This is a genomic window from Oceanithermus desulfurans, assembly GCF_014201675.1.
GTDB lineage: Bacteria > Deinococcota > Deinococci > Deinococcales > Marinithermaceae > Oceanithermus > Oceanithermus desulfurans.
The window spans coordinates 52,321-72,713 of sequence record NZ_JACHEZ010000005.1; the positions used below are offsets into that span (position 1 = coordinate 52,321).

General features: G+C 68.5%; 24 protein-coding genes. 5 read left to right on the forward strand and 19 right to left on the reverse strand.

The annotated features are described in order from the left end of the window. Positions 1-22: 22 nt before the first annotated feature. On the reverse strand, positions 23-1,723 hold the full coding sequence (locus HNQ05_RS07380; RefSeq protein WP_147144798.1) for an ABC-ATPase domain-containing protein: 1,701 nt from the start codon (positions 1,721-1,723) through the stop codon (positions 23-25). A 49-nt stretch (positions 1,724-1,772) separates the two neighbouring features. On the opposite strand from HNQ05_RS07380, the gene HNQ05_RS07385 reads away from it, so the two are divergent. The 3 genes from HNQ05_RS07385 to HNQ05_RS07395 all read left to right on the forward strand — a co-directional run bounded on the left by HNQ05_RS07385 (position 1,773) and on the right by HNQ05_RS07395 (position 3,440). Next, a complete protein-coding gene (locus tag HNQ05_RS07385) occupies positions 1,773-2,228 on the forward strand; it encodes a tRNA (cytidine(34)-2'-O)-methyltransferase (protein WP_147144799.1) in 456 nt (151 codons plus the stop codon). A gap of 97 nt (positions 2,229-2,325) precedes the next feature. Beyond that, positions 2,326-2,841 carry a hypothetical protein gene (locus tag HNQ05_RS07390; protein WP_147144800.1) on the forward strand — a complete coding sequence of 172 codons (516 nt, stop codon included), beginning with the start codon at positions 2,326-2,328 and terminating at the stop codon, positions 2,839-2,841. A 20-nt stretch (positions 2,842-2,861) separates the two neighbouring features. Next, positions 2,862-3,440, forward strand: coding sequence for a hypothetical protein (locus HNQ05_RS07395; RefSeq protein ID WP_147144801.1), 579 nt, complete (start codon positions 2,862-2,864; stop codon positions 3,438-3,440). Here the strand turns inward: HNQ05_RS07395 and HNQ05_RS07400 are convergent. The 10 genes from HNQ05_RS07400 to argC all read right to left on the reverse strand — a co-directional run bounded on the left by HNQ05_RS07400 (position 3,437) and on the right by argC (position 13,314). Beyond that, the gene (locus HNQ05_RS07400) at positions 3,437-4,534 is read right to left on the reverse strand and encodes a [LysW]-lysine hydrolase (protein ID WP_183677721.1); all 1,098 of its coding nucleotides are present in this window, start codon (positions 4,532-4,534) and stop codon (positions 3,437-3,439) included. The genes HNQ05_RS07395 and HNQ05_RS07400 overlap by 4 nt on opposite strands. Further along, on the reverse strand, positions 4,531-5,694 hold the full coding sequence (lysJ, locus tag HNQ05_RS07405; RefSeq protein WP_147144802.1) for a [LysW]-aminoadipate semialdehyde transaminase LysJ: 1,164 nt from the start codon (positions 5,692-5,694) through the stop codon (positions 4,531-4,533). Before lysJ ends, HNQ05_RS07400 begins: the two co-directional genes overlap by 4 nt. 158 nt (positions 5,695-5,852) lie before the next feature. Then, on the reverse strand, positions 5,853-6,437 hold the full coding sequence (locus tag HNQ05_RS07410; RefSeq protein WP_183677723.1) for a PIN domain-containing protein: 585 nt from the start codon (positions 6,435-6,437) through the stop codon (positions 5,853-5,855). A gap of 45 nt (positions 6,438-6,482) precedes the next feature. Further along, on the reverse strand, positions 6,483-6,881 hold the full coding sequence (locus HNQ05_RS07415) for a helix-turn-helix domain-containing protein (RefSeq protein WP_147144804.1): 399 nt from the start codon (positions 6,879-6,881) through the stop codon (positions 6,483-6,485). A 99-nt stretch (positions 6,882-6,980) separates the two neighbouring features. Next, complete coding sequence (locus HNQ05_RS07420; RefSeq protein ID WP_147144974.1) at positions 6,981-7,784, reverse strand: [LysW]-aminoadipate kinase; 804 nt, start codon at positions 7,782-7,784, stop codon at positions 6,981-6,983. A gap of 103 nt (positions 7,785-7,887) precedes the next feature. Further along, positions 7,888-8,907, reverse strand: coding sequence for a phosphagen kinase (locus HNQ05_RS07425; protein WP_147144805.1), 1,020 nt, complete (start codon positions 8,905-8,907; stop codon positions 7,888-7,890). Positions 8,908-8,923: 16 nt separating this feature from the next. Beyond that, complete coding sequence (amrA, locus tag HNQ05_RS07430) at positions 8,924-9,505, reverse strand: AmmeMemoRadiSam system protein A (RefSeq protein WP_147144806.1); 582 nt, start codon at positions 9,503-9,505, stop codon at positions 8,924-8,926. A 12-nt stretch (positions 9,506-9,517) separates the two neighbouring features. Continuing rightward, complete coding sequence (gene amrB, locus HNQ05_RS07435; RefSeq protein WP_147144807.1) at positions 9,518-10,300, reverse strand: AmmeMemoRadiSam system protein B; 783 nt, start codon at positions 10,298-10,300, stop codon at positions 9,518-9,520. 13 nt (positions 10,301-10,313) lie between these two features. After that, positions 10,314-11,387 (reverse strand): AmmeMemoRadiSam system radical SAM enzyme, encoded by a 1,074-nt coding sequence (gene amrS / locus HNQ05_RS07440; protein ID WP_147144808.1) that lies wholly within the window; start codon positions 11,385-11,387, stop codon positions 10,314-10,316. 892 nt (positions 11,388-12,279) lie between these two features. Continuing rightward, positions 12,280-13,314, reverse strand: a complete 1,035-nt coding sequence (argC, locus tag HNQ05_RS07445; protein WP_147144809.1) for an N-acetyl-gamma-glutamyl-phosphate reductase — start codon at positions 13,312-13,314, stop codon at positions 12,280-12,282. A 104-nt stretch (positions 13,315-13,418) separates the two neighbouring features. On the opposite strand from argC, the gene HNQ05_RS07450 reads away from it, so the two are divergent. Together HNQ05_RS07450 and merB are read left to right on the forward strand one after the other, a co-directional pair. Then, positions 13,419-13,955 (forward strand): hypothetical protein, encoded by a 537-nt coding sequence (locus tag HNQ05_RS07450; protein WP_147144810.1) that lies wholly within the window; start codon positions 13,419-13,421, stop codon positions 13,953-13,955. Between the two features lie 222 nt (positions 13,956-14,177). Beyond that, complete coding sequence (gene merB, locus HNQ05_RS07455) at positions 14,178-14,816, forward strand: organomercurial lyase MerB (protein ID WP_183677725.1); 639 nt, start codon at positions 14,178-14,180, stop codon at positions 14,814-14,816. A 144-nt stretch (positions 14,817-14,960) separates the two neighbouring features. Here merB and HNQ05_RS07460 read toward each other — a convergent pair whose 3' ends face one another. The 8 genes from HNQ05_RS07460 to HNQ05_RS07495 form a co-directional block, all read right to left on the reverse strand. After that, entirely contained in the window at positions 14,961-15,455 is a 495-nt protein-coding gene (locus tag HNQ05_RS07460; RefSeq protein ID WP_147144812.1) for a DUF488 domain-containing protein, read from the reverse strand. Positions 15,456-15,499: 44 nt separating this feature from the next. Continuing rightward, the gene (lysX, locus tag HNQ05_RS07465; RefSeq protein WP_147144813.1) at positions 15,500-16,336 is read right to left on the reverse strand and encodes a lysine biosynthesis protein LysX; all 837 of its coding nucleotides are present in this window, start codon (positions 16,334-16,336) and stop codon (positions 15,500-15,502) included. 73 nt (positions 16,337-16,409) lie between these two features. Then, complete coding sequence (gene lysW / locus HNQ05_RS07470; RefSeq protein WP_147144814.1) at positions 16,410-16,574, reverse strand: lysine biosynthesis protein LysW; 165 nt, start codon at positions 16,572-16,574, stop codon at positions 16,410-16,412. After that, entirely contained in the window at positions 16,571-16,870 is a 300-nt protein-coding gene (locus tag HNQ05_RS07475) for a paraquat-inducible protein A (RefSeq protein WP_147144815.1), read from the reverse strand. The genes lysW and HNQ05_RS07475 overlap by 4 nt, the downstream gene beginning before the upstream one ends. Positions 16,871-16,873: 3 nt before the next feature. Then, positions 16,874-17,392 (reverse strand): LeuD/DmdB family oxidoreductase small subunit, encoded by a 519-nt coding sequence (locus tag HNQ05_RS07480; RefSeq protein ID WP_147144816.1) that lies wholly within the window; start codon positions 17,390-17,392, stop codon positions 16,874-16,876. Further along, positions 17,389-18,627, reverse strand: a complete 1,239-nt coding sequence (locus HNQ05_RS07485; RefSeq protein ID WP_147144817.1) for a 3-isopropylmalate dehydratase large subunit — start codon at positions 18,625-18,627, stop codon at positions 17,389-17,391. Before HNQ05_RS07485 ends, HNQ05_RS07480 begins: the two co-directional genes overlap by 4 nt. A 130-nt stretch (positions 18,628-18,757) precedes the next feature. Next, the gene (gene lysS / locus HNQ05_RS07490; protein ID WP_147144818.1) at positions 18,758-19,900 is read right to left on the reverse strand and encodes a homocitrate synthase; all 1,143 of its coding nucleotides are present in this window, start codon (positions 19,898-19,900) and stop codon (positions 18,758-18,760) included. A gap of 265 nt (positions 19,901-20,165) precedes the next feature. Beyond that, positions 20,166-20,303, reverse strand: coding sequence for a hypothetical protein (locus HNQ05_RS07495; protein WP_013458401.1), 138 nt, complete (start codon positions 20,301-20,303; stop codon positions 20,166-20,168). Between the last annotated feature and the right edge of the window lie 90 nt (positions 20,304-20,393).

Below are 20,393 nucleotides of genomic sequence, written 5' to 3' on the forward strand. Positions count from 1 at the left end.
GGGAACGGCGGGTCCGTTTCCGCTAAGGTGAACTTTTTTCGGAACGCCAGGGGCGGACGCGCAGGCTGCGCAGCCGGTTGATCGCCCCGGCCAGCTCGTAGCGCCGCGGGCGCGCGAGCTCGGGGGCCGGATCCAGGTGGTGGAGGCCGTGCTCGTCCAGCTCGCGCTCGAGCTGGGCGAGCAGCTGGGCCAGGGTGCGGTCGCCGGCGAGCTCCCGGAGCCGCGCCATCAGGTGGCCGATCGCGCGGGTCTGGCTGGGATCGACGAGCTGCTCGAGCCCTCGCAGGTCCACCCGCTCCTTGCCGAAGATCAGCGTGTCCACGTCCTGGGCCTTGATCTTCACCCGCCCGCCCTTGCGCGGGTCGAACGACGCCGCCTCGGGCAGCCGCGGCCGCACCCGCAGCGGATGGGCGGCCTCGCCCACCGCCCGCCCGGTGGGGAGTTCCCGCACCAGCGCGCGGGCCTCCTCCGTGGCGTCGCGCACGCGGTAGTTCTCCAGCAGCAGCACTTGGCCTGCGACGTCCAGGTAGTCGCCGCCGCCGCCGGTGACGAGCAGCGTCGAAACCCCCAGGCGTTCGTGAAGTTCGCGCACCCGGTCGATGAGCGGGGTGATCGTCTCGCGGCGGACGAGGCGCTGCATGCGGGCGTCGCGCACCAGCAGGTTGGTGGCCGAGGTGTCCTCGTCGAGGAGCAGCACCCGGGCGCCCACCTCGAGCGCCTCCTGGATTGCCGCCGCCAGGCTGGTGGAGCCCGAGGCGTCGGCGGTGCTGAAGAAGTCGGTGGAGGCCCCCAGCGGCAGGCCGTGGATGAAGGGCGTCAGGTGCACCCCGGTCACCGACCGGCCGTCCTCGCTGCGCAGCTTGACCGTCGCGGCGCGGGTGACGACCCATTCGCGGCCGTCGCCGGGGACGTGGGGGTAGACCCCGAGCTCGATCGCTTCCAGCAGCGTCGTCTTGCCGTGGAAGCCGCCGCCGGTGACGACGGTGACCCCTTCGGGCAGGCCCATGCCGGTCACGGCTCCGTGGTGCAGGGTTTCGAGCGTCACCCGCAGCTCGGGCGGGCTTTCGAAGGCGACGGCCCCCGCGAGCGGGCGGCTGGAGACGCCGCTCTCCCGGGGCAGTACGCTGCCGTCGCGCACGAAGGTCACGAGGCCGAGCCGTTCCAGCTGGGCCTGCAGGTAGGCGTGGTCCTCGGTCAGCTCGGCCCAGGCGCGGGCCTGCGCGAGGTCCAGGCGCGCGGCGTGGAGCGCCCGCAATCCCTCGGGCAGTACCTCGGTGAGCAGCCGCGCCGCCGCCGCGCCCAGCACCGTGCGCCCCCGGGCGGGCAGGCCCACGCGGAAGCGCAGCTCCAGGTAGTCGGGGCCCATGCAGGCGGCGGCGCGTTCCAGCACCTCCGCGCCCCCCGCGTCCACGAAGAACTGGCAGGAGCGGCCGCTCCCCACGCCCGGACACCCCTGGACCGCGCGCTTGAAGACCCGCAGCAGGTAGTCGAGCAGGCCCGTGCGACGCGGACGGTTCGACCACAGCTCCGCGGGGATGCCGTGCACCGCGTGCGGTAGGCGCACCCGCAGGCGCGTGGGCGTGGCGAAGGGGTCGGGCTGGACGCGATCCACCATCAGGGTGAACCCCGGGCCCGACCAGGCGCCCTCGATGCGTTTGTAGGCCCGGTAGCCGTGCCCGTCGAGGCTTTTTAGGAGTCGTGCCAGGTCGTCCAGCTCATTCACCTCCCCAGTCTAGCGGGCCCCGGGCGCGTCCGCATGGGAAAATGGACCCGTGGTGCGCATCGTCCTCTACGAGCCCGAGATCCCCCAGAACGTGGGCAACGTCGCCCGCACCGCCGCGGCCACCGAAAGCGAGCTGCACCTGGTGCGCCCCTTCGGGTTCCGCTGGGGGGATCCGCGGCTGAAGCGCGCCGGCCTGGACTACTGGCCGCACGTGCGCTACCTCCTCCACGATTCCTGGGCGGCCTTTCTGGCGGCGCTGCCGGCGGACGCGCGCGTCTGGGCCTTTTCCACCCGCGCGGAGCGGAGCCTTTACGAGGCCCGCTTCCGCCCCGGCGACTACCTGCTCTTCGGCCCCGAGACCCGGGGGCTGCCGGAGGACGTGCTCGAGCGCTTCCCCGCACTGCGCATCCCCATGACCGGCCCGGTGCGCTCGCTCAACCTGGCCGTGAGCGTGGGGGTGGCGGTGTACGAGGCGTTGCGCCAGCGGCGCGCGAGCGTTTCATGAATTGAAATTAAGGAAGTTATCGGTTAAAATCATACCAAACTCCGTCGCGCAGATCGTCGTGGGCTATGGCCCGGTTGGCCCCGCAGGGAGGTGGGTCGTGAGGAAGGTTGGTTATTGGATTGCGTTCGTACTGCTGCTGGGTGCGGTGGCTCAGGTGAGCGTAAAACCCGCGTTCGACCCCGGCCTGATCGTGGACGACGAGGTCAAGAAGGCGTACCCCCACCTTTCCGAGGTGCCCTGGGACCGCGTCGCCTACACCCTGAACCTCGACCGCGCATACACGCTGAAGCTGGAGTGGTGGTCGGGTGGCGAGCGGATCAACCACGACGACAAAACGTTTTCCGCCAGCCCCGTGGTAGTCGCCACCGGCTACCGCGCTCCGGCCTCGGGCGGCTGCACGCTCTACTGGAGCGTAACCCTGTGGGGCAAGGACGACCGCGCGCAGCGGCTAGGTTGTCTGGAGATTGTGCCCTTGCAGCCGCTCAGCCCGATCATCCAGGGGGCGTTGCCCGACGAGCTCGAGCCCGGGAAGACCTACCTGCTCGCCTGGTTTCGTTACGCCGACGCGCTCGAGCGCATGAGCGACCTGCTGGTGACGCTCCGGCTGGAGTAGCCGGGTTGGAGGTGGAGGTCATGTCGAAACGGGTTATCGGATGGCTTCTGGTGGCGCTGGCCTCGCTGGGGCTGGCGCAGGTCTCGGTCGAGGGACGCTGGCGGCACACGCCCTTCGCGCAGAAGGACGCGGTCAGCGCCGAGCGGCTGCTGCGCTACACCTTCGCCGCCGAAGGCGAGCGCCTGCGCTTCGAGGTGCGGGTCGACGGCCGGGTGGTGGCCCGCTTCGCCAAACGGGCGAGCGGGGAACTGGACTTCGTCTTCAGGATCCTGCCGCAGGCGGAACGACGCGAGGGTATGGTCGTGGCTCGCCGCGTGACGGAACTCGATGAGGCCGCCACGACCACGCTCGCCACCACGAAAAGGCGGACGGGCCGACGCACGGTCACCACCACGGAGATCGTCGAGGTCCGGGCTCCGCGTACGCTCGTGGACGTCGCGCTCGAGCTGCCCTTCGCGGGCGTGACCCGGCCGGCGACGCTCAGCCCCCGCCTGAAGCTCTTCCAAGAGCTCGAAGCCGGCCGCAGCTACGAGCTGCTGGCCGGCCGCTGGGGCGAGGGGCACGAGCTCGTCGTCTACGTGACGCCGCTCGCGGACTAAGCGTCGGGGCGTGCGACGCGGGCCAGGTGTTCCAGCGCCGCCCGCAGCGCGACGACGCCCTTTTCGAACTCCTCGAGCCGCACGTGCTCCACCGGGGTGTGGTCGAGGGTGCTGTCGCCGGGGCCGTAGGCCACCATCGGCACCGGCCAGTGGGGGGCGAGCACGTTCATGTCGCAGGTGCCGGTCTTCAGCTTGAAGACGGGCCTTCCGCCGGCCTTGCGGATGCCCACGCGCAGGGCCCGGGTGAGCGGCGTGTCCTTGGGGCCCTGGTAGGGTACCTCGCGGCCGGAAAAGTCGAGCTCGAGCGTCGGCGGGGCGTAGGCCAGCAGGTGGCGGATCGCCTCCTCCGGCGGCAGCCGCGGCGGCAGCCTCAAATCGAAGAAGAGCTCGGCGCGCTGGCGGGTGTCCACCGGGTGCACCTTGAAGTCGCGCAGCGAGTACTGCACCTGGTCGAAGGCGCGCATGCCGGTGTTGAACCCCTGGGTCCAGGCGCGGATCGAGTTGAAGTAGTCGATCAACTCCTCGGCGGCGTTGGGCTCGTGATGGGCGGAGTGGAAGTTGTCCTTCTCGCGCCGCACCCGCACCAGGAGCCGCCCCTTGTAGCCCAGGGTGATGCCCTCCCAGCCCGAAGGCTCGCCAATGATGGCGAAGCTGGGCCGGATCTTGTCGGCCACGAAGCGGGCCCCCTTCGAGCTCGGGGCCTCTTCTTCGGTCGCGCCCACCAGGTGCAGGGTGAAGACCTCCTCGAGTTCCCGCGGCAGACCGGCGGCGGCGAGCACGAAGGTCACGAACGGCCCTTTGGCGTCCACCGCGCCGCGGCCGAAGAGCTTGCCGCTTTCCACCCGCACCGGCACCTCGCCGGGAACGGTGTCGATGTGGCCCAGCAGCGCGACGTGCAGGGGCCCGCGCCCCCAGACGCCGCGGGCGTTGTCGGCTTCGTCCACCCAGGCCTCCATCCCCAGCGCCTTCATCCCCCGCACCAGGTACTGGGCCACCAGACGTTCCTGGCCCGAGGGGCTGGGGATCTCCAGCGCTCCGGCGAGAAAGCGCACCGGGTCGGCCAGGGGCGAGTACTCGAGGGGCGGCAGGGTCACGCGAGCACCTCGCGCACCGCCTCCACCACCCGCTCCAGGTCGGCCTTGTCGATGACGAGCGGCGGCAGGAAGCGGATCACCGTCGGCCCGGCCGCGAGGGTGAGCACCTGGTGTTCGCGCTCCAGCCGGGTGATGTAGGGGGCCGACTTCTCCTTCAGCTCCATCCCGATCATCAGCCCTTTGCCGCGCACCTCGCGCACTTTGGGGGAGTCGATCTGGCGCAGCGCTTCCATGAACCAGTCGCCCAGCTCGGCGGCGCGTTCCCAGAGCCGGTTTTCCTCGATGTACTTCATCGCCGCCACCCCGGCGGCCATCGCCAGCGGGTTGCCGCCGAAGGTGGTACCGTGCCCCCCCTTGGGCATGCCGTCGGCCACCGCGTCGGTCATCACGATCGCCCCCATCGGCATGCCGCCGCCGATGCCCTTGGCCAGGGTGAGGATGTCGGGCACCACGCCGTAGTGCTCGAGGGCGAACAGCTTGCCGGTGCGGCCAAAGCCGGTCTGGATCTCGTCGAGGATGAGGAGCGCCCCCCTCGCGCGGGTCACCTCGCGGGCCGCCTGCAAGAACTCGGGGTTGGCCGGGCGCACCCCGCCCTCGCCCTGGACCGGCTCGAGGATGACCGCGGCGGTCTCCTCGTCCACCGCGGCCTTTAGCGCCTCCACGTCGTTGTAGGGCACGAACTCCACCGGCCCCACCACCGGCTCGAAGGGCTGGCGGTACTTCTTTTCCCAGGTCAGGCTTACCGAGCCGAAGGTGCGGCCGTGGAAGGCGCGCATGGTGCTGATGAACTTCTTGCGGCCGGTGGCGGCGCGGGCGAACTTGAGCGCCCCCTCCACGCTCTCGGTCCCGGAGTTGGTGGGGAAGACGCGCACCAGCCCCTCGGGTGTGAGGCGCGTCAGCGTCTGGTAAAACTCGGCGCGCTTGGCCGAGGGCAGTGTCTGCGGCAGGATCATCAGGGTCTCGGCCTGCTCCTGGATGGCCTGCACCACCGCGGGGTTCGCGTGCCCCACGTTGGCCACCCCGTAGCCGCCTACGCAGTCGATGTACTCGCGGCCCTCGACGTCCCAGACGCGCGCGCCCTTGCCGCGGACGATGACCAGCTCGTGCTTGTTGTAGACCCCCGAGTCGTGCCGCTTTTCGATCTCCAGCCAGTTCTGCATGTTTATTCCCCCTTAAACGCAACTCGGCCCGCAAAGCGCGAGCCGAGGGAACCGGTATGCCAACGGGCGGCTACGGCTTCCCCCGGACCTCCGGTTTGCGCGGTTTCCAGACCTTCATCCCCCCGAGCCTAACGCCACGTACCGTAAACGTCAACCGCTTACCATTGGTATCGGTGGGACCATGCAAACTTGGCAAAGTCGCGCAGGCCCCGGCGGCGCCAATGCGCCACCAGTTCCTTATGCGTCTTGCTGGGGTTGCGCAATCCACGCCGCAGCTGCCTCAACCCCTGAGTGACGGTCTTGGGTACGCCGTTGATCCGAAGATCGAGCTCTACGAGGAGCATCAGAAAAGCGTCAAGCTCGAGGGCTTCCAGCTCGAATACTTCCAACACTTCTTCAGGGAAGTCGTGCACGTTTTCGGTCACGATGTACTCTGCACCGCCTGCGAAGGCGGCTGCGACGACGTGGCGGTCGTCCGGATCGGGCAGCCCTTGCACTTCCTCGATTAACCGGTCATAGTCCTGGACACACGCACCTGGAAACGCCCGGCTCATTTGCAGCCGCGTATGTTCTAGCTGTTCTTTGGTGAGGTCGTTGCGCTGCTTGAGCAGATTCCGAGTCCACTCCGCCTGCACGTCGGGGCTCCAGAGCGGGCGAAAGGCCCCTTCTTTGGCCAAGCGCAACAGCAGATCGCGGTAATCAGCGGGGTAGAGTACGCAGGCGTCGAGAAACGCAACGGGCACACCTAAAGATACCTTTTCCGCGATCCTTTGGCGTGACGGAATCGGCTAGTAGTAGTCGAGCCCAAGCTCTTGGGCCTGGCGCTGGAGCTCGTCGAGCGCTTCTTCCCGAATGCGCTCCTGGTACTCCAACACATCCTTGAGCAAAACCCGGCGGTGCTTGCCGACGCGTGTAAATGGGATTTCCCCTCGCTCCAGAAGTTTGACCAGATGCGGGCGCGAAACCCCCAACAGGTCGGCGGCTTCCTTGGTGGTGAGCTGGGCCTCCAGCGGCATGATGGCCACGGGTTCGTTGCGCGCGATCTGCGCGAGGAGCTCGAGAAGCAAGCGCCTGAGCGTTTCGGGAAGGTCGCCAAAAGCGACAGCGTTACCGGCCTGCAAGGCGCTCAGGACGCTTTTGGTAGCTTCAACATCGCTTGCGGTAGGCATGTACTTCTGGGTGGGCATCGTTTCTCCTCAGCTGCGCGGTGAAGGGATTTGTTGAATTACCCCTCAAGGCTCATATTAAACGAAATAAACGAAACATTGCATGAGATGCATGAGCATCTAGCGGACTACAGTGCCGACACCGGCGAGTGCGCGGGTGATGGGTGCCTCCACCCGTGCGTCGCCGAAGACGACCCGGCCCACGCCACCCTTAACCGCGTCGGCCGCGCCCAGCACCTTCTTCTTCATCCGCCCCTGGGCGAACGCCATGGAGTCTTCCACCCGGTCTGCGGGAATCTCGGCGATCAGGCTTGACTCGTCGGGAAAGTTCGCGAGCAGCCCGGGAACGTTCGAGAGCAGCAGCAGCGCCTCGGCCTTCATTTGCACGGCCACCTGGGCGGCCGCGGTGTCGCCGTCGGTGTTCATCGCCTCGCCTTCGTAGCTGATCGCGGGCGGGGTGAGCACCGGGAGGTAACCCGCGCCCAGGAGCAGGTTCAAAAGCCCGGTGTTGACCTTTTCCACGCTGCCGGTCAGGTTGTCGCGGCGCACCTTGAGCTTGCCGTTCTCAAGGTACTTCACGGCCTTCTTGCGCCGCCCCTCGAAGACGCGGCCGTCGAGGCCCGAAAGCCCCACCGCGTTCACGCCCTCGCGCTGCAGGAGCTCGACGATGAGCTTGTTCATCTTGCCGGCGTAGACCATCTCGAAGATCTCCAGCGTCTTGCGGTCGGTCAGCCGGCTGGTGAGGCCGCCGGGGTGTTCCAGGAAAACCGGTGGGTGGCCCAGGGCCTCGGCGATGCGGTTGGTCTCGGCGCTGCCGCCGTGGACGAGGATCAGCCTTCGTCCCTGCTTCCACAGCGCCGCGGCGTCGCGCGCCACCGCCGCGTAGTCGATGCCTTCGGAACCCCCCACCTTGACGACGATCAGCCCGTCTTCCATACGTTCCGTATCTTCTCAGGTCTTGCATAAAGCTGCAAGGTGCAGGGTGTTTGGGAGGGCTTCAAATCCCCGCCCGAGCCTTCACATCGGCTTAAAAGGCGCGCGCTTCCGCCGAGATTAGCGCTGCCGTACCGGCGGCGAGCCGTCTGACGGCCTCCACCTCGGTGATCCCCAACCGCCGCTTGTTGGAAACGTCGTACACGCCCCCTTCAGCGTCGGAATGCTCGCCGTGGGTGCCGCGGACCTGGAGGCCGTGATCCCGGGCGATGGCCTGGATTTCCTCTCCGGTAAGCCCGGGCAGCCGGACGTGGACGCTGGCGCGCATGGCCGTGCCCAGGTTGGTGGGGCAGCTGGTGAGGTAGCCCAGGCGCTCGGAACGGGCGAAGGTGAGGCGGCGCTCCAGCTCGCCCAGCGCCCGCGCCAGCCGCGCGAAGACCGCCTGCAGGTCGGCCCCCGGCTGCATGCTGATGATGCGCAGCTGGTCTTCCTCGTTGACCCAGACCAGAAAGGTCTTGTCCTCGTTGTGGAAGAGGCCGCGGGCGTCGGGCCAGTCGCGGTTCAGGCCGGCGGCCTCGAGGAAGCGGTCGCCTTCCTTGAAGAGGAAGTGGTCGGCGACGAGGCGCGCCTGGGTCTCCGGGTCCATCGCCGAAAGGGGGTAGTAGCGGCCGGCCAGCTCGCCCGATAGCCCTTCGAGCGCATGCACGACCGTTGCTTCGACGATGCGGCGTTCACGCCGGCTGAGTATGGAGCCGAAGGGGAAGCAGCAGAGGTTGCGGGCCACGCGGATGCGGGTAGACACGACGTAGCGGCCCTCGGGGTCGGGGTTGGGGGCGTCCAGATGGGCGGGGTCGAGGTCGCTTTGGTGCCGCTTTTCGGGCCCGAAGCCGTGATAGTCAGCGATGATGGGGTCGAAGAGGGGGGCGAAGAGCTCGTAGCTCTCCGCGTCGCCGGCGTAGACGCCTACGGCGCTGTCGGGGTTGGCGAGGCCCGAGGCGATGACGTGATCGAGCCGCACGCCGTAGCGGGTCACGCGGTCCTTCAGCCGCCGCCGGACCCCGGGGGTCAGGTGGCGGGCGAGGAGCGAACCGCCCTGGGGCCGCGGGAAGTCCATGCCCCAGCCTACCGGACTAGGTGAGGTCGTCGTGGGTGAACTTGTCCACGGTGTAGTGCAGGAGGCGGGTGGCGGGGTCGGTGTAGACCGCAGGGGAGAGCCCGGCCTTCCGGGCCAGCGAGGTCAGGAAGAGCTCGGGGTCGGGCAGCTGCTCCCAGACCTGGGGCAGGTAGGTGGCCCGGCCCCGCGGGTGCTCGAGCACCAGCCCCATCCCGGGCGCGAGCTTTCGGAGCAGGTCGTCCAGGTTCTCGTACAGAAGCGGCTTGGGGGGCGAGAGCACGCTTACCTCCACCTCGGTCCCGGGCCACTCCGACGGGGAGAGCGGCGGAAAGCGCGGGTCGCGGAAGGCGGCGGCCAGGGCGTTGTGGTGGGTGTCCTCGGCCAGCGGCCGTTGCGGCTCGAGGCTGCCGATGCAGCCGCGCAGGCGCCCGCCCTGGGTAAGGGTGACGAAGCTGGCCCCCGGCTGCGCAAGCCGTCGGGGCAGGTCCGCGAGCGGCGGCGGAGCCAGCGGTCCGCCGTTCAGGGCGTTCTCGATGGCCGACTCGGCCACGTCGAGCAGGGCACGTTTTTCCTCGTGGTTGAGCAGGTCTTCCTTCATGGCTTGATAGCTTCAGTCGTAGCGCAGCGCCGCGTAGCCCACGACCCGCGAACGGTCGCCGGAGGTGTCGCCGCTGGTGGCGTAGGCCAGCAGCTCGGGCCGCCAGGAGCGCCGGTCGGCCAGCGCGGTGAGGGCGGCCCAGGGGTGGCGGCCGCAGGCCTCCCGCTGCAGCAGTTCCTGTGCGTCCAGCGCCAGCGCCGCCTCCAGGGTGGCGGCGTCGAGCTTGCGCGCCTCGGCGTCGGGGTGGTAGTGCGAAAGGTCGGTGCTCACCACCACCAGATCTCCGGGGCGCAGCACCGCCTCCAGGTGTCCGGCGACGGCCAGCGGGTCGACCAGTCCGAAGAGCAGCGGCACCAGCTTGAACTCGCCCAGAACGGCCTGCAGGAAGGGCAGTTCCACCTCGAGGCTGTGTTCGGGGGTGTGCGGTTCGTCGGCGCTGGTGAAGAGCGCCGACCGCTCCAGCAGTTCGCCCACGCGCTCGGTGTCCACCGGCACCTGCCCCAGCGGCGTCTCCCAGTAGGTGAAGTTGCCCGTGGACACCCCCTCGAAGGCGAGGTAGTGCGCGGGGCCCATCAGAAAGACCGTGGGGGTCTTTCCGGCCAGCGGCTCGAGCGCCCGGAAACTGTACGCGGCCACCGGCCCCGAGTAGACGTAGCCGGCGTGCGGCGCCACCACCGCCTTGGGGGCGTGGGTGGGCGGCGTTTGGGCCATCGCCAGAAGTTCGTCGACCATCCGGGCCAGCTGCATGGGTTCGGCCGGGTAGAAACTGCCGGCCACCGCGGGTTTGCGTACCATCGCCTTCTCCTTTCTAGGCCCACACCCCGGGGATTCGGGCCCCGCACTTGGGGCAGACGCCGCGCTCTTCCCAGAGTTCGTGCACCCGGTAGCCGTCGCGCGCGATCAGTGGTGCGCCGCAGCTGGGGCAGTAGGTGGTGGAGCGCTCGAGGTCGCGCACGTTCCCCAGGTAGACGAAGTTGAGCCCCTCCTCCTTGCCGATCTCGTAGGCCTCGATCAGTTTTTCGTGCGGGGTGTAGGGGATGTCGAGCATCTGGTAGTCGGGGTGGGCGGCCGAGAGGTGCCAGGGGATGTTCTTGTTGACCCCCGCCAGGAACCGCGCAATGCCGCGGATCTCCTCGGGGCTGTCGTTGTGGCCGGGGATGAGCAGGGTGGTGACCTCCACCCAGACCTTCCCCCACTTTTCGCTGCCCAGGTACTCGATGTTCTCGAGCACCGGCTTCAGCCGCGCTCCGGTGATCTCGCGGTAGAACGCTTCGGAAAAGCCCTTCAGGTCCAGGTTGACCGCGTGCAGGTAGGGCTCGACGTAGTTCCAGGCCTGCTTGGTTTCGAAGCCGCTGGAGACGAAGACGTTGCGCATGCCCCGTTCGGTCGCCAGTTTGGCGATGTCGTGGGCGTACTCCACCCAGACGACCGGCTCGTTGTAGGTGTAGGCGATCAGGCGCGCGCCGACCTGTTCGGCCGCCTCGACCACCCGCTCGGGCGGCCAGTCCTCACCGATCCAGCGGTCGGGCTCGCCGGTTTCGGGGTTCACCCTGAACTCGCGGAACTGGCTGATCTGCCAGTTCTGGCAGAACTTACAAAAGAGGTTGCAACCGACGGTGCCCAGGCTGAGGATGGGCTCGCCGGGGAGGAAGTGGTAGAGGGGCTTTTTCTCCACCGGGTCCACGTGGACCGCGGCAGCTTTGCCGTAGGTGACCAGGTAGAGCCTGCCGCCGTAGTTTCGCCGCACCCCGCACTTGCCCGCCTCGCCCGGGGCGACGCCGCACCAGTGGTGGCAGGCGGTGCACTGGACCCAGCCCTTGGGCAGCGGGCGGTAGAGCGCACACTCGTGCAGCCTTGGGGATACGGCGGCGGAGGGTTCCATTTGATAGGGGTAGCGGCTTAATATGCCTACACTCACATTTTATCATACATTTAGTAGAGAGAAAAGATGGCGGGCCGTCTTATTCCGCCATCCCCGACGAGGCGCGAAGCGGCGAGATCGGGGATCTTCGCGTTACTGCAAAGAGCGGGCGAAACCAGTACCGTCGGCGGTATCTGCGATTTGTGCAACAGGATCCTCAGCTACGCCTACTAAGATTCCGGCTCTCGCGGGCCGGGCGGCCCGCTCGTCCGGAATGACGGTTGTTTATGGCGCATACGGCGAGGTTAGGGGGCTATCCCGGACTTGATCCGGGATCTCGGGGGTCGCATGGCTTCCTCGTCTGGAACGACGGATAACGGCGGTGCGTGGTACGTGGTAGGAGTATGAGGGGAGGAACCGGCCGTAGCGGGTGAAGCCGGAAGCCCGCCAGCCTTCTTTTGCAATCCCAAGTACACGAAGAGCCGGTGCTTTCACGTCCCCCCTTCGTCACCCGCGTCCCACTCCCTACACCCACCCCCCCCTCCGTCATCCCCGACGAGGCGCGAAACGCCGAGATCGGGGATCTTATGGGTTGCTGCGAGATACGCGTAATCCGGCGCACCGTCGTCACCGCACGTACTTTGAACCAATGACTCCTCGTCCGCGCGCAACGAGATTCCGGACCTCGGGGTCGCATGGCCCCCTCGTCCGGAACGACGGATAACAGCGGTACATGGTGCGTAGTGCGTGGTACGTGGTGGGCGACGGGCAGGGGCGCGTCGTAGGGCCGAGGGCGGCCGCGGCGCGTGCGAAACGACACCAAACCCCTACCGCGGCGTAGCCCGCCACGGTATAACGCAATGCAGCGCTTTTCTCTGGCGGGAGGTCCAGCGCAAAGGGCCCGGAACGCGCCTTAAGGGTGCAGCCCCGGGAACTCGAGCCCCGTCCGCTCGTCCCAGCCCATGCGCAGGTTGAGGGCCTGGATCGCGTGCCCCGCGGTGCCCTTGACGAGGTTGTCGATCGCCGAAATCACCACCAGGCGGCCGGTGTCGGGCTCGAGCTCGAAGCCCACGTCGGCGTAGTTGGACCCCGTCACCACCTTGGGGTCGGGGTAGCGGTGGATGCCCCGGCGCTGCTTGACCAGGCGCACGAAGGGCTTGTCCGCGTAGAACTCGCGGTAGGCCTGCCAGACATCCTGTTCGGAGAAGCCGTCGGGGATGAAGACCTGGGCGGTCATGAGGATGCCGCGGATGCGCTCGCTGGCCACCGCGGTCATGTGCACCTCGGGGGTGCCGGGCAGGTAGTCGATCACCTCGGCGGTGTGGCGGTGGCCGGTGGGCTTGTAGACCCGCAGGGCCCCGCTGCGCTCGGGGTGATGACCGGCGGGGCTGGGTTCGGCCCCGGCGGCCGAGGAGCCGACCATCACGGTCACGAAGACGGCGTGCCGCGCCACCAGGCCTTGGGCGTAGAGCGGGTAAAGGCCCAGCAGCGTGGCCGTGGCGGTGCAACCGGCACCGGCGAGCCAGTTCGCGTTCTGAATGGCCTCGGCGTTGATCTCGGGGTTGGCGTAGGCGAACTGCTCCAGCAGCTCGGGGCGTGGGTGGGCGCCGTAGAAACGCTCGTAGAGCTCCAGCGTCTTCAGCCGGAAGTCGGCCGAGAGGTCGATGATGTAGGGCGCCTTCTCCTTGTAGTGGTCGAAGTTCTGGGACGCCACCCCGTGGGGCAGCCCCAGCACGAGCAGGTCGGCCTCCTCCAGCTTCTCGGGGTCGCTGAACTTGAGGTTCGTCTGCCCTCGCAGGTTGGGGTGTACGAAGCTGACGGGCTGACGCAGGTAGCGGCGGCTCGTCACCTGCACGATGTCCAGGTAGGGGTGGCCCAGCGCCAGGCGCAGAAACTCGCCCCCGGCGTAGCCCGAGCCTCCAACGATGACGGTTCTCAGGGGTTCCATGCTGGTTACATGGTAACAGCACGCCGCGCCTGGAAGACCACGCGGCCGGGCGGCCGCAGCCCCCGGGGTAAATCGTTACAATGGTTATAGAAAAGGAGGTTCCGGTGACCGTAAAGAAAATCTTGATCATGAGCGCGGCCCTGCTGCTGGCCTTCGCGCTTGCGGCCGGGCCGCTCGAGCAGCTCCGCGAGGAGCAGGCGCCGTTGTTTCGGGTGCTCGAGTCCGACGGGGTCGCTTTCTTCTGGGATCAGGCGATCGTGCTGGACGTGAACGTCGCGGGAAAGGCCATGACGAGCGTAAACCTATCGGGTGAGCTCGAGGACCGGGAAGGCGTGGCGGTAAGCCTTACGGCGATGGGCGAGAAAGGCGCGCTCCAACCCATGATGCTTGGGATTTTGCCTGATCCCGAGAAGCTCACCGAGAAAGGCGCGGAGGCCACAATGGTGGCCTGGTCGTTCCTGGAACACAAGCTGATGGCGCTGGCTATGACGACCGGGGCGACGGAGGTCACCCCGGCGGCGATGAGCCCCGAGGAGGCCGAGACGCTGTTCAAGGCCCACCTGCCCCGTACGTTCGCCTACCTGCAGGAACAGAGCCCCGAGGAACCGCCCGTACCCACGGGAGACGGCGACGCACCTTAGCGCCGCTTGCGGTCGGGGCAGCGGTTTGCGCCCCCTTCCTTTGCGGTCCGATTCGGCGGCGCCGGGAGGGTAAGATGCCCACATGAGCCGCTGCGGTCGTTGGCGTGCGCGCCTCGTGAAGGTCGTGGGAGCGGCGCAGTTGCCCCACCCCGCCGCCTGCTGCCGTGCGACGGGGCCGCCGGGGCCTTGCGGGGCGCGGCCGCACGGCACGGAGGCGTGGCCGTGAGAACCGCCGACCTCGACGTGCTTTTCTCCAAACTGTCGCGCCTATTCAGCGACGGTCCGCAGGCGGAGGTGTTTTCCCGCCTGCTCCCCCACGCGGTCGTACGGCTGGCTGCAGGGCGCCCCGTGACGCCCGTGGAGTTGGCCGCGGCGACCGGCCGCACCGCGGCCGAGGTGGGGAGGCTGCTGCAGCAGCTGCCGGGCGTAGAGATGGACGACGCGGGCAACCTCGTCGGCATGGGGCTGACCCTGCGCCCCACCCCGCACCGCTTCGAGGTGGAAGGGCGCAGCCTCTACACCTGGTGCGCGTTCGACGCGTTGCTTTTCCCCGTCATCCTGGGCAAGACCGTTCGGGTGCGGTCGCCCTGCCCCGGCACGGGAGCGCCGGTTCGGGCGCGGGTCTCGCCCGCGGGGCTGGAGGAGCTGGATCCGCCCGAGGCCGTGGTTTCCCTTCGGGTACCCGACACCTTCGAGAACCTCAGGGGGAGTTTCTGCGGCTTCGTGCACTTCTTCCGCTCGGCCGCCGCGGCGGCCGACTGGTTGCGCTCGCGCCCGGACGCGGTCGTGCTCTCCGTGGACGAGGCCTTCGCGCTTGGACGCAGGCTGGCGTACGACCGTTTTGGAGTCGGATCCTCCTAGGCCGGACGGCGACGAACCCTCCGCCGAACGAACGGACCGCACGGAACAGGGCCACCAGGGCGTCGTTCGTCTGAGTTCTGAGCAGCGAGGCGTAGTATGTTGCGGGGCCCCCGTGGCCTCGCGCTAGCCCCGGTTCGTTCGCGGCTAGGACAGCTCGCCGCTAAACAGCGGCGCTTCCTCCCCGCGCAGCTCGGCCTCGGTGACGGTGCGGCCGTCGGCGCGGATGTGGATCACCTCGTCCGGTTCCAGCGCGCCGAACTGGACCAGGCCGCGCACCACCAGGAAGCGGCGGTGGCAGCGACGTGGGTCTTCTTCGGCGCAGACCAGGGCCACGACGTGGCGGCTGGCGAGCTCCACCAGCGCCTCGAGCCCCTTTTGGAAACCCGGGTCGCGCAGCCGCGCTTCCACGTCGAGTTTTTGTCGGCTTCCGCGAGGCACGCCGCCGAGCCGGTCGCCCATCCATACGTAGCCGAAGCCGGCTTCCGCGAGGGCCTGGGCGAAGGGGCGGTGGTTGTACTGGGGGTTGTGCCGCGAAAAGGGTCGGGCGCGCACGTCCACCACGACCTCCACCCCATTTTCGCGCAAGAGCTCGAGAAAACGCTCCAGCGGCAGGTTGGCGTGGCCCAGCGTGTAGAGCATTCCGCCTCCAGGATACCGGAGGCGGAGCGGGAAGGCCCCGCCGGTTAGCCCTGCGAGGCGGCGTAGGCCAGGATCTTTCCCGGGATGTCCACCCCGGTGGTGGTCACCGAGTTCTTGAACTCCATGGTGTGGTTGACCTCGTTGACCAGCAGGCCGCGCGCCGACTCGAAGACGTCCACGGCCAGCACCCCGCCGCCGAGGGCCCGGGCGGCGGCCAGGCTGACTTCGGCGAGCTCGTCCGTGACCGGGCAGTTTTCGGCCACCGCGCCGCGGGCGGTGTTGGTGATCCAGTGCTCGCTCGCGCGGAAGATGGCGGCGATGGCCTGATCGCCCACCACGAAGACGCGGATGTCGCGCCCCGGCTTTTCCACGAACTCCTGCAGGTAGTAGAGCTGGTGCTGGTAGCCCATGAACTGCTTGTGCTCGAGCAGCGCCTCCAGGGCGTCGCGGTCGTTCACGCGGGCCACCATCCGCCCCCAGGAGCCGACCACCGGTTTGACCACCAGCGGGTAGCCCCATTCTTCGGCCATCCTCAGGGCGGTATCCGGGTCCAGGGCCAGGGCGGTGCGCGGCTGCGGCACCCCGGCGGCGGCCAGGGCGGCCGAGGTGGCCCACTTGTCGCCGGCGGTCTCGATGACCTCGGGTCGGTTCACCGTGGGCACGCCCAGCGCGGTCAGGTAGCGGCTTGCAGCCAGCCCGCGCGACTGGCTGACGGCGCGCTCGAGCGCCGCCGAAACGCCCTCCAGCTCGGCAGGGGGCTCCTCCAGGTCCATGCGCAGCTGGGGCAGGTAGACCTTCTTCCAGGCCAGGCCCAGGCGGTCGGCGGCCTCGAAGAGCAGTTTTTCGTCGCCGCGGATGCGGTCGTAGAGGATGGCTAGCATGGCTGTAGGGGGGTGGGGCTTGGGGGGTGGGATGTGGGAAAAACCTACTTCCTACACCCCACCTCCTACCTCCTTATTCGCCCCAATCCTCCGCCTCTTCGGGGGCCGGCTCCACCTTTAGGGGTTCTACGGAGACCACTTCGAGCTCCGCGCCGCAGTCGTCGCAGATCAGCAGTTCGCCGAGTTCCGGGTTTTCTAGCGTCAGGGTGGCACCGCATTCAGGGCAGGTCACGTTCATAGTTCTTCTTCCTCCACGTCGCCCCAGTCGGGCTTGAAGGTAAAGCCGCACTCGGGGCAGGTCAGGGGTCCTTCGCCTTCCACCTCGATCGGGGTCTCGCAGCGGGGGCAGTCCACGAAAAAGCCCTCGCCCGCCTGCACCACGCGCAGGGTCAGCGGTTCCAGCAGGGCCACCTCGACCACCGCGCCGCAGACCTCGCACTCGAGCAGGCTTCCCTCGTCGAGCCGGTCCAGTACCTCTGCTTCGAGCAAGAGGGGTTCGCTGCACACCGGGCATTCCACGCTCAGGGCTTCCATGCCTCACTCTACCCCCGGGAAGTCGCCGTGCTTCTTGAAGTATTCGAGCACGGAGCCCTCCTCGAGCGCCGCCAGCAGGAAGGCCGGCGGGGGTTCGAGCCGGTAGGTGCGCCCCCTGAGCTCCAGGGTGCCGGTGCGGATGTCGTAACGTACCTCGTCGCCGTCTTCTGCTGCGTTCACCACCTCCTCCGAGATGAAGGGCACGATGCCCAGGTTGACCAGGTTGCGGTAGAAGATGCGCGCGTAGCTGCGCGCCACGATGGCGCGCACCCCCAGCTTCTTAAGCGCCTCGGGCGCGTACTCGCGGCTCGAGCCCAACCCCAGGTTGCGCCCGGCCACGATCAGGTCGCCCGGCCGGTACGCGCCGGCGAACTCGGGGCGCAGGTGGGCGAAGGCGTAGTTCTGGAAGACGTCCTCCCCCACCATGAAGGGGGCGTACTTACCGGGGAGCACGTCGTCGGTGTTGACGTCGTCGCCGAACTTCCAAACCCGGTGCGTGCGTGGTGCGTGGTGCGTGGTCACGGGGCTACCTCCTCCTCGCCCGGGATGCGGCCCAAAACCGCCGCCAGCGCCGCCGTGCGCGGGCTCGCCAGGAAGACCTCGGCGTCGGCCGCGCCCATCCGACCCTTGAAGTTGCGGTTGGCCGTCGAGACCACCCGCTCGCCGCTCGCGGCCACCCCCATGTGCCGGCCCATGCAAGGCCCGCAGCCGGGGGTGCCGATCGTCGCGCCGGCCTCGACGAGCGTTTGCAGCACGCCCTCTTCCATCGCCTGCTTGAGCACCTGGCTCGAAGCGGGCACCACCAGCATGCGGGTGCCCGGGGCCACCCTCCGCCCCCGCAGCACCTCCGCCGCCGCCCGCAGGTCTTCGATGCGACCGTTGGTGCAGGTGCCGACGAAGACGAAGTCCACCTCCGCACCGGCCTGGTCGTCCAGGCCGTGGACGTTGTCCACGTAGAAGGGCGCGGCCAGCCGCGGCGCGAGCGTGCCCAGGTCGATCTCCAGCTCGCGCGCGTAGGCCGCGTCCTCCCCGACCCGCAGCCAGCCCGGCACGTCGTAGTGCTCCAGAATCTCGCCCGACGGCACTACGATCCCGGCCTTGGCCCCGGCTTCCATGGCCAGGTTGGCCAGGGTGATGCGCTCGCTGCGGCCGAAGGCGCGTTCGGCCCCGTCTTCCAAATGAATTTCGACGGCCATGTAAGTCGCCCCGTCGGCACCCAGCCGGCCCACCATTTCGAGCGCCGCGTCCTTGGCGCTCACCCCCGGCCGCGGACGGCCGCGGAAGGTGACCTTCACCGACTCGGGCACCCGCAGCCAGGTCCGGCCGCTGGCGATAGCCAGGGCGATGTCCGTCGCGCCCATGCCGGTTCCGAAGGCCCCCACCGCGCCGTAGCTGGTCGAGTGCGAGTCGGAGCCCACGATCAGCGTCCCCGGCTGGGCCACGCCCTCCTCGATCAGCACCTGGTGGCAGACGCCGCGACCGACCTCGTAGAAGTTGACGCCGGTGCGGCGCGCCCACTCGCGTCCGCGCCGCTGCGCTTCGGCCACGTTGACGTTGGCCGCCGGGGCCACGTGGTCGTAGACCAGCGAGACCCGCTCGGGGTGGCGCGGCTCGGCGCCCAGCTCCTCGAGCCGGTCGATGACGGTGGGCACGATCGAGTCGATCGTCATCGCGTGGTCCACCTCCACCACCACCAGCTCCCCGGGCTGCACCGGCCGCCCGGCCTTGTGGGAAAGGATGGCCTGGGCGAGGGTCATAGCGGCCTCCGGCCGGGGCGTGGGAAGTAGGAAGTAGGGGGTGGGGGGTAGGGGGTGGGGGGTGGGAAACCCGGGCCGGCGTACCCACCACCCACGTCCCACGTCCCACTTCCGCGTCGCTTTGCGTCGCTCATGCCATCACCCACTCTCTCAGAATCCCGTCCAGCTCCTCCAGCGTAAGCTGCCCGCGGTCGGCCAGCTCCTTGATGCGGTGGGTGAGCCGGTGCAGCTCCTCCTCGCCGAAACTGAGCCCCAGCTCCTCGGCCCGCTTCTTGATGGCCGCGCGGCCGGTGAGGCGGCTGGCCACGATCAGCTTGCGGCTCACCCCGAAGACCTCGGGGTTGTAGGCCTCGTAGGACTCGGGGTTGAGGTAGATGGCCTTCAGGTGCATGCCCGCCTTGTGGCTGAAGGCCGTGGCCCCGGTGATGTAGTTGTTGAAGGGGATCTCCACCCCCACCATGCGGGCGATCATGCGGTCGAGCTCGGGCAGCAGCTCCAGGCGGTACTTGCCGCGCACGTAGTCGGGCTGGACGGTGTACATCCGCGCCAGGAAGCCGCCCAGCGGGGTGATGCCGTTGCGCTCGCCGATGCCCAGGACCGTCGTGTCCACGTGGGTGGCCCCGGCCTCGAGCGCCTCGAAGGCGTTGGCGATGGCGCCCCCGGTGTCGTTGTGGCCGTGGAACTCGATGTCGACCCCTGGGCCCACGGCGCGCCGAACCTCGCGCACCAGGGTGTAGACCTGGCGCGGGGTGGCCACGCCCACGGTGTCGGCGAGTCCTACCCGGTCCACGTAGGGCGCGACCGCGCGGTAGATCTCCAGCAGGTCGTGTTCGTCAGAGCGGAAGGTGTCCTCGGCGGAGAAGCGCACCTCCACCCCGGGGGCCTGTTCGCGGATGAAGGTGATGACCTCGAGCGCCTCCTCGATGATCCGTGGCACGTCGCGGCCGTGGGCGGCGCGCAGGTACTTGCTGGTGCCGAAGAGCAGGTCGATGCCCTGGACGCCGGTCTCGAGCGCCGCTTCGGCGGCGTCCTTGCGGGTCTGGATGTGGGTGATGACCTTCGCGCCGAGCCCCAGGCCGGCCACCGCCCGGGCGTCGCGGGCCGACTGGGGCGAGGCCACCGGGGTGGTTACCTCCAGGTATTCGATGCCGAAGGCGTCGAGCGCTTTGGCGATCTCCACCTTGTCGTCGGTGCTGAAATGCGCCCGCTCGAACTGCTCCCCTTCGCGCAGCGTGGAGTCGATGATGGCCCACTTTCGTTCCTGCTCGATCATCCCGTCACCTCCCGGCCAAAAAAAGAACCGGCCTGCAAGCGTGTGCAGGCCGGAGGCGTGGCGCGCGCTAGACTAGCCCGCTCCTCCGGCATACAGTTTTTTGGCCTCCCGGTACTTCATGGTTTGCAATATTATTCAGTCAGCCCGGCGCTGTCAAGCCCCCGCCCCTTGGTGGGGGCTTGCGTTTTCGCCAGAGGGTGTGGGCAAGGAGTCAGCCAAGAAAAAACCGGGCTTCCCCGGCTAGCGTTCGTCTCGGGTGCGGCGGCTACTTGCGGCCGGCGAACCAGCGCCAGCGCCGGGGCGGGTGCGCCAGCTGCAACGGCGCTTCGCTGACCTGGATGCGCTTGCCTTGCAGGCGCAGAACCAGCTTGGCGACGGTGCGGGTGCGAAGGTTGCGCAGCACGGTGGCCTCCTTGGCCTCAGGTTAGCCGTGCCGGCGCGGGAATGTCAAGTAACCCGGTAGGGATTTATGGAAATAGAAACAGTAGCTGTT

Bases quoted from the DNA above. Each gene is read 5' to 3' on its own strand.
- HNQ05_RS07395 (WP_147144801.1), top strand. From the start codon at position 2,862: ATGTCGAAACGGGTTATCGGATGGCTTCTGGTGGCGCTGGCCTCGCTG.
- lysJ (WP_147144802.1), bottom strand. From the start codon at position 5,694: ATGCAGAACTGGCTGGAGATCGAAAAGCGGCACGACTCGGGGGTCTAC.
- HNQ05_RS07415 (WP_147144804.1), bottom strand. From the start codon at position 6,881: ATGCCCACCCAGAAGTACATGCCTACCGCAAGCGATGTTGAAGCTACC.
- HNQ05_RS07425 (WP_147144805.1), bottom strand. From the start codon at position 8,907: ATGGACTTCCCGCGGCCCCAGGGCGGTTCGCTCCTCGCCCGCCACCTG.
- amrA (WP_147144806.1), bottom strand. From the start codon at position 9,505: ATGAAGGAAGACCTGCTCAACCACGAGGAAAAACGTGCCCTGCTCGAC.
- amrB (WP_147144807.1), bottom strand. From the start codon at position 10,300: ATGGTACGCAAACCCGCGGTGGCCGGCAGTTTCTACCCGGCCGAACCC.
- amrS (WP_147144808.1), bottom strand. From the start codon at position 11,387: ATGGAACCCTCCGCCGCCGTATCCCCAAGGCTGCACGAGTGTGCGCTC.
- argC (WP_147144809.1), bottom strand. From the start codon at position 13,314: ATGGAACCCCTGAGAACCGTCATCGTTGGAGGCTCGGGCTACGCCGGG.
- HNQ05_RS07460 (WP_147144812.1), bottom strand. From the start codon at position 15,455: ATGCTCTACACGCTGGGCCACGCCAACCTGCCGCTGGAGCGTTTTCTC.
- lysX (WP_147144813.1), bottom strand. From the start codon at position 16,336: ATGCTAGCCATCCTCTACGACCGCATCCGCGGCGACGAAAAACTGCTC.
- lysW (WP_147144814.1), bottom strand. From the start codon at position 16,574: ATGAACGTGACCTGCCCTGAATGCGGTGCCACCCTGACGCTAGAAAAC.
- HNQ05_RS07475 (WP_147144815.1), bottom strand. From the start codon at position 16,870: ATGGAAGCCCTGAGCGTGGAATGCCCGGTGTGCAGCGAACCCCTCTTG.
- HNQ05_RS07485 (WP_147144817.1), bottom strand. From the start codon at position 18,627: ATGACCCTCGCCCAGGCCATCCTTTCCCACAAGGCCGGGCGGCCGGTG.
- lysS (WP_147144818.1), bottom strand. From the start codon at position 19,900: ATGATCGAGCAGGAACGAAAGTGGGCCATCATCGACTCCACGCTGCGC.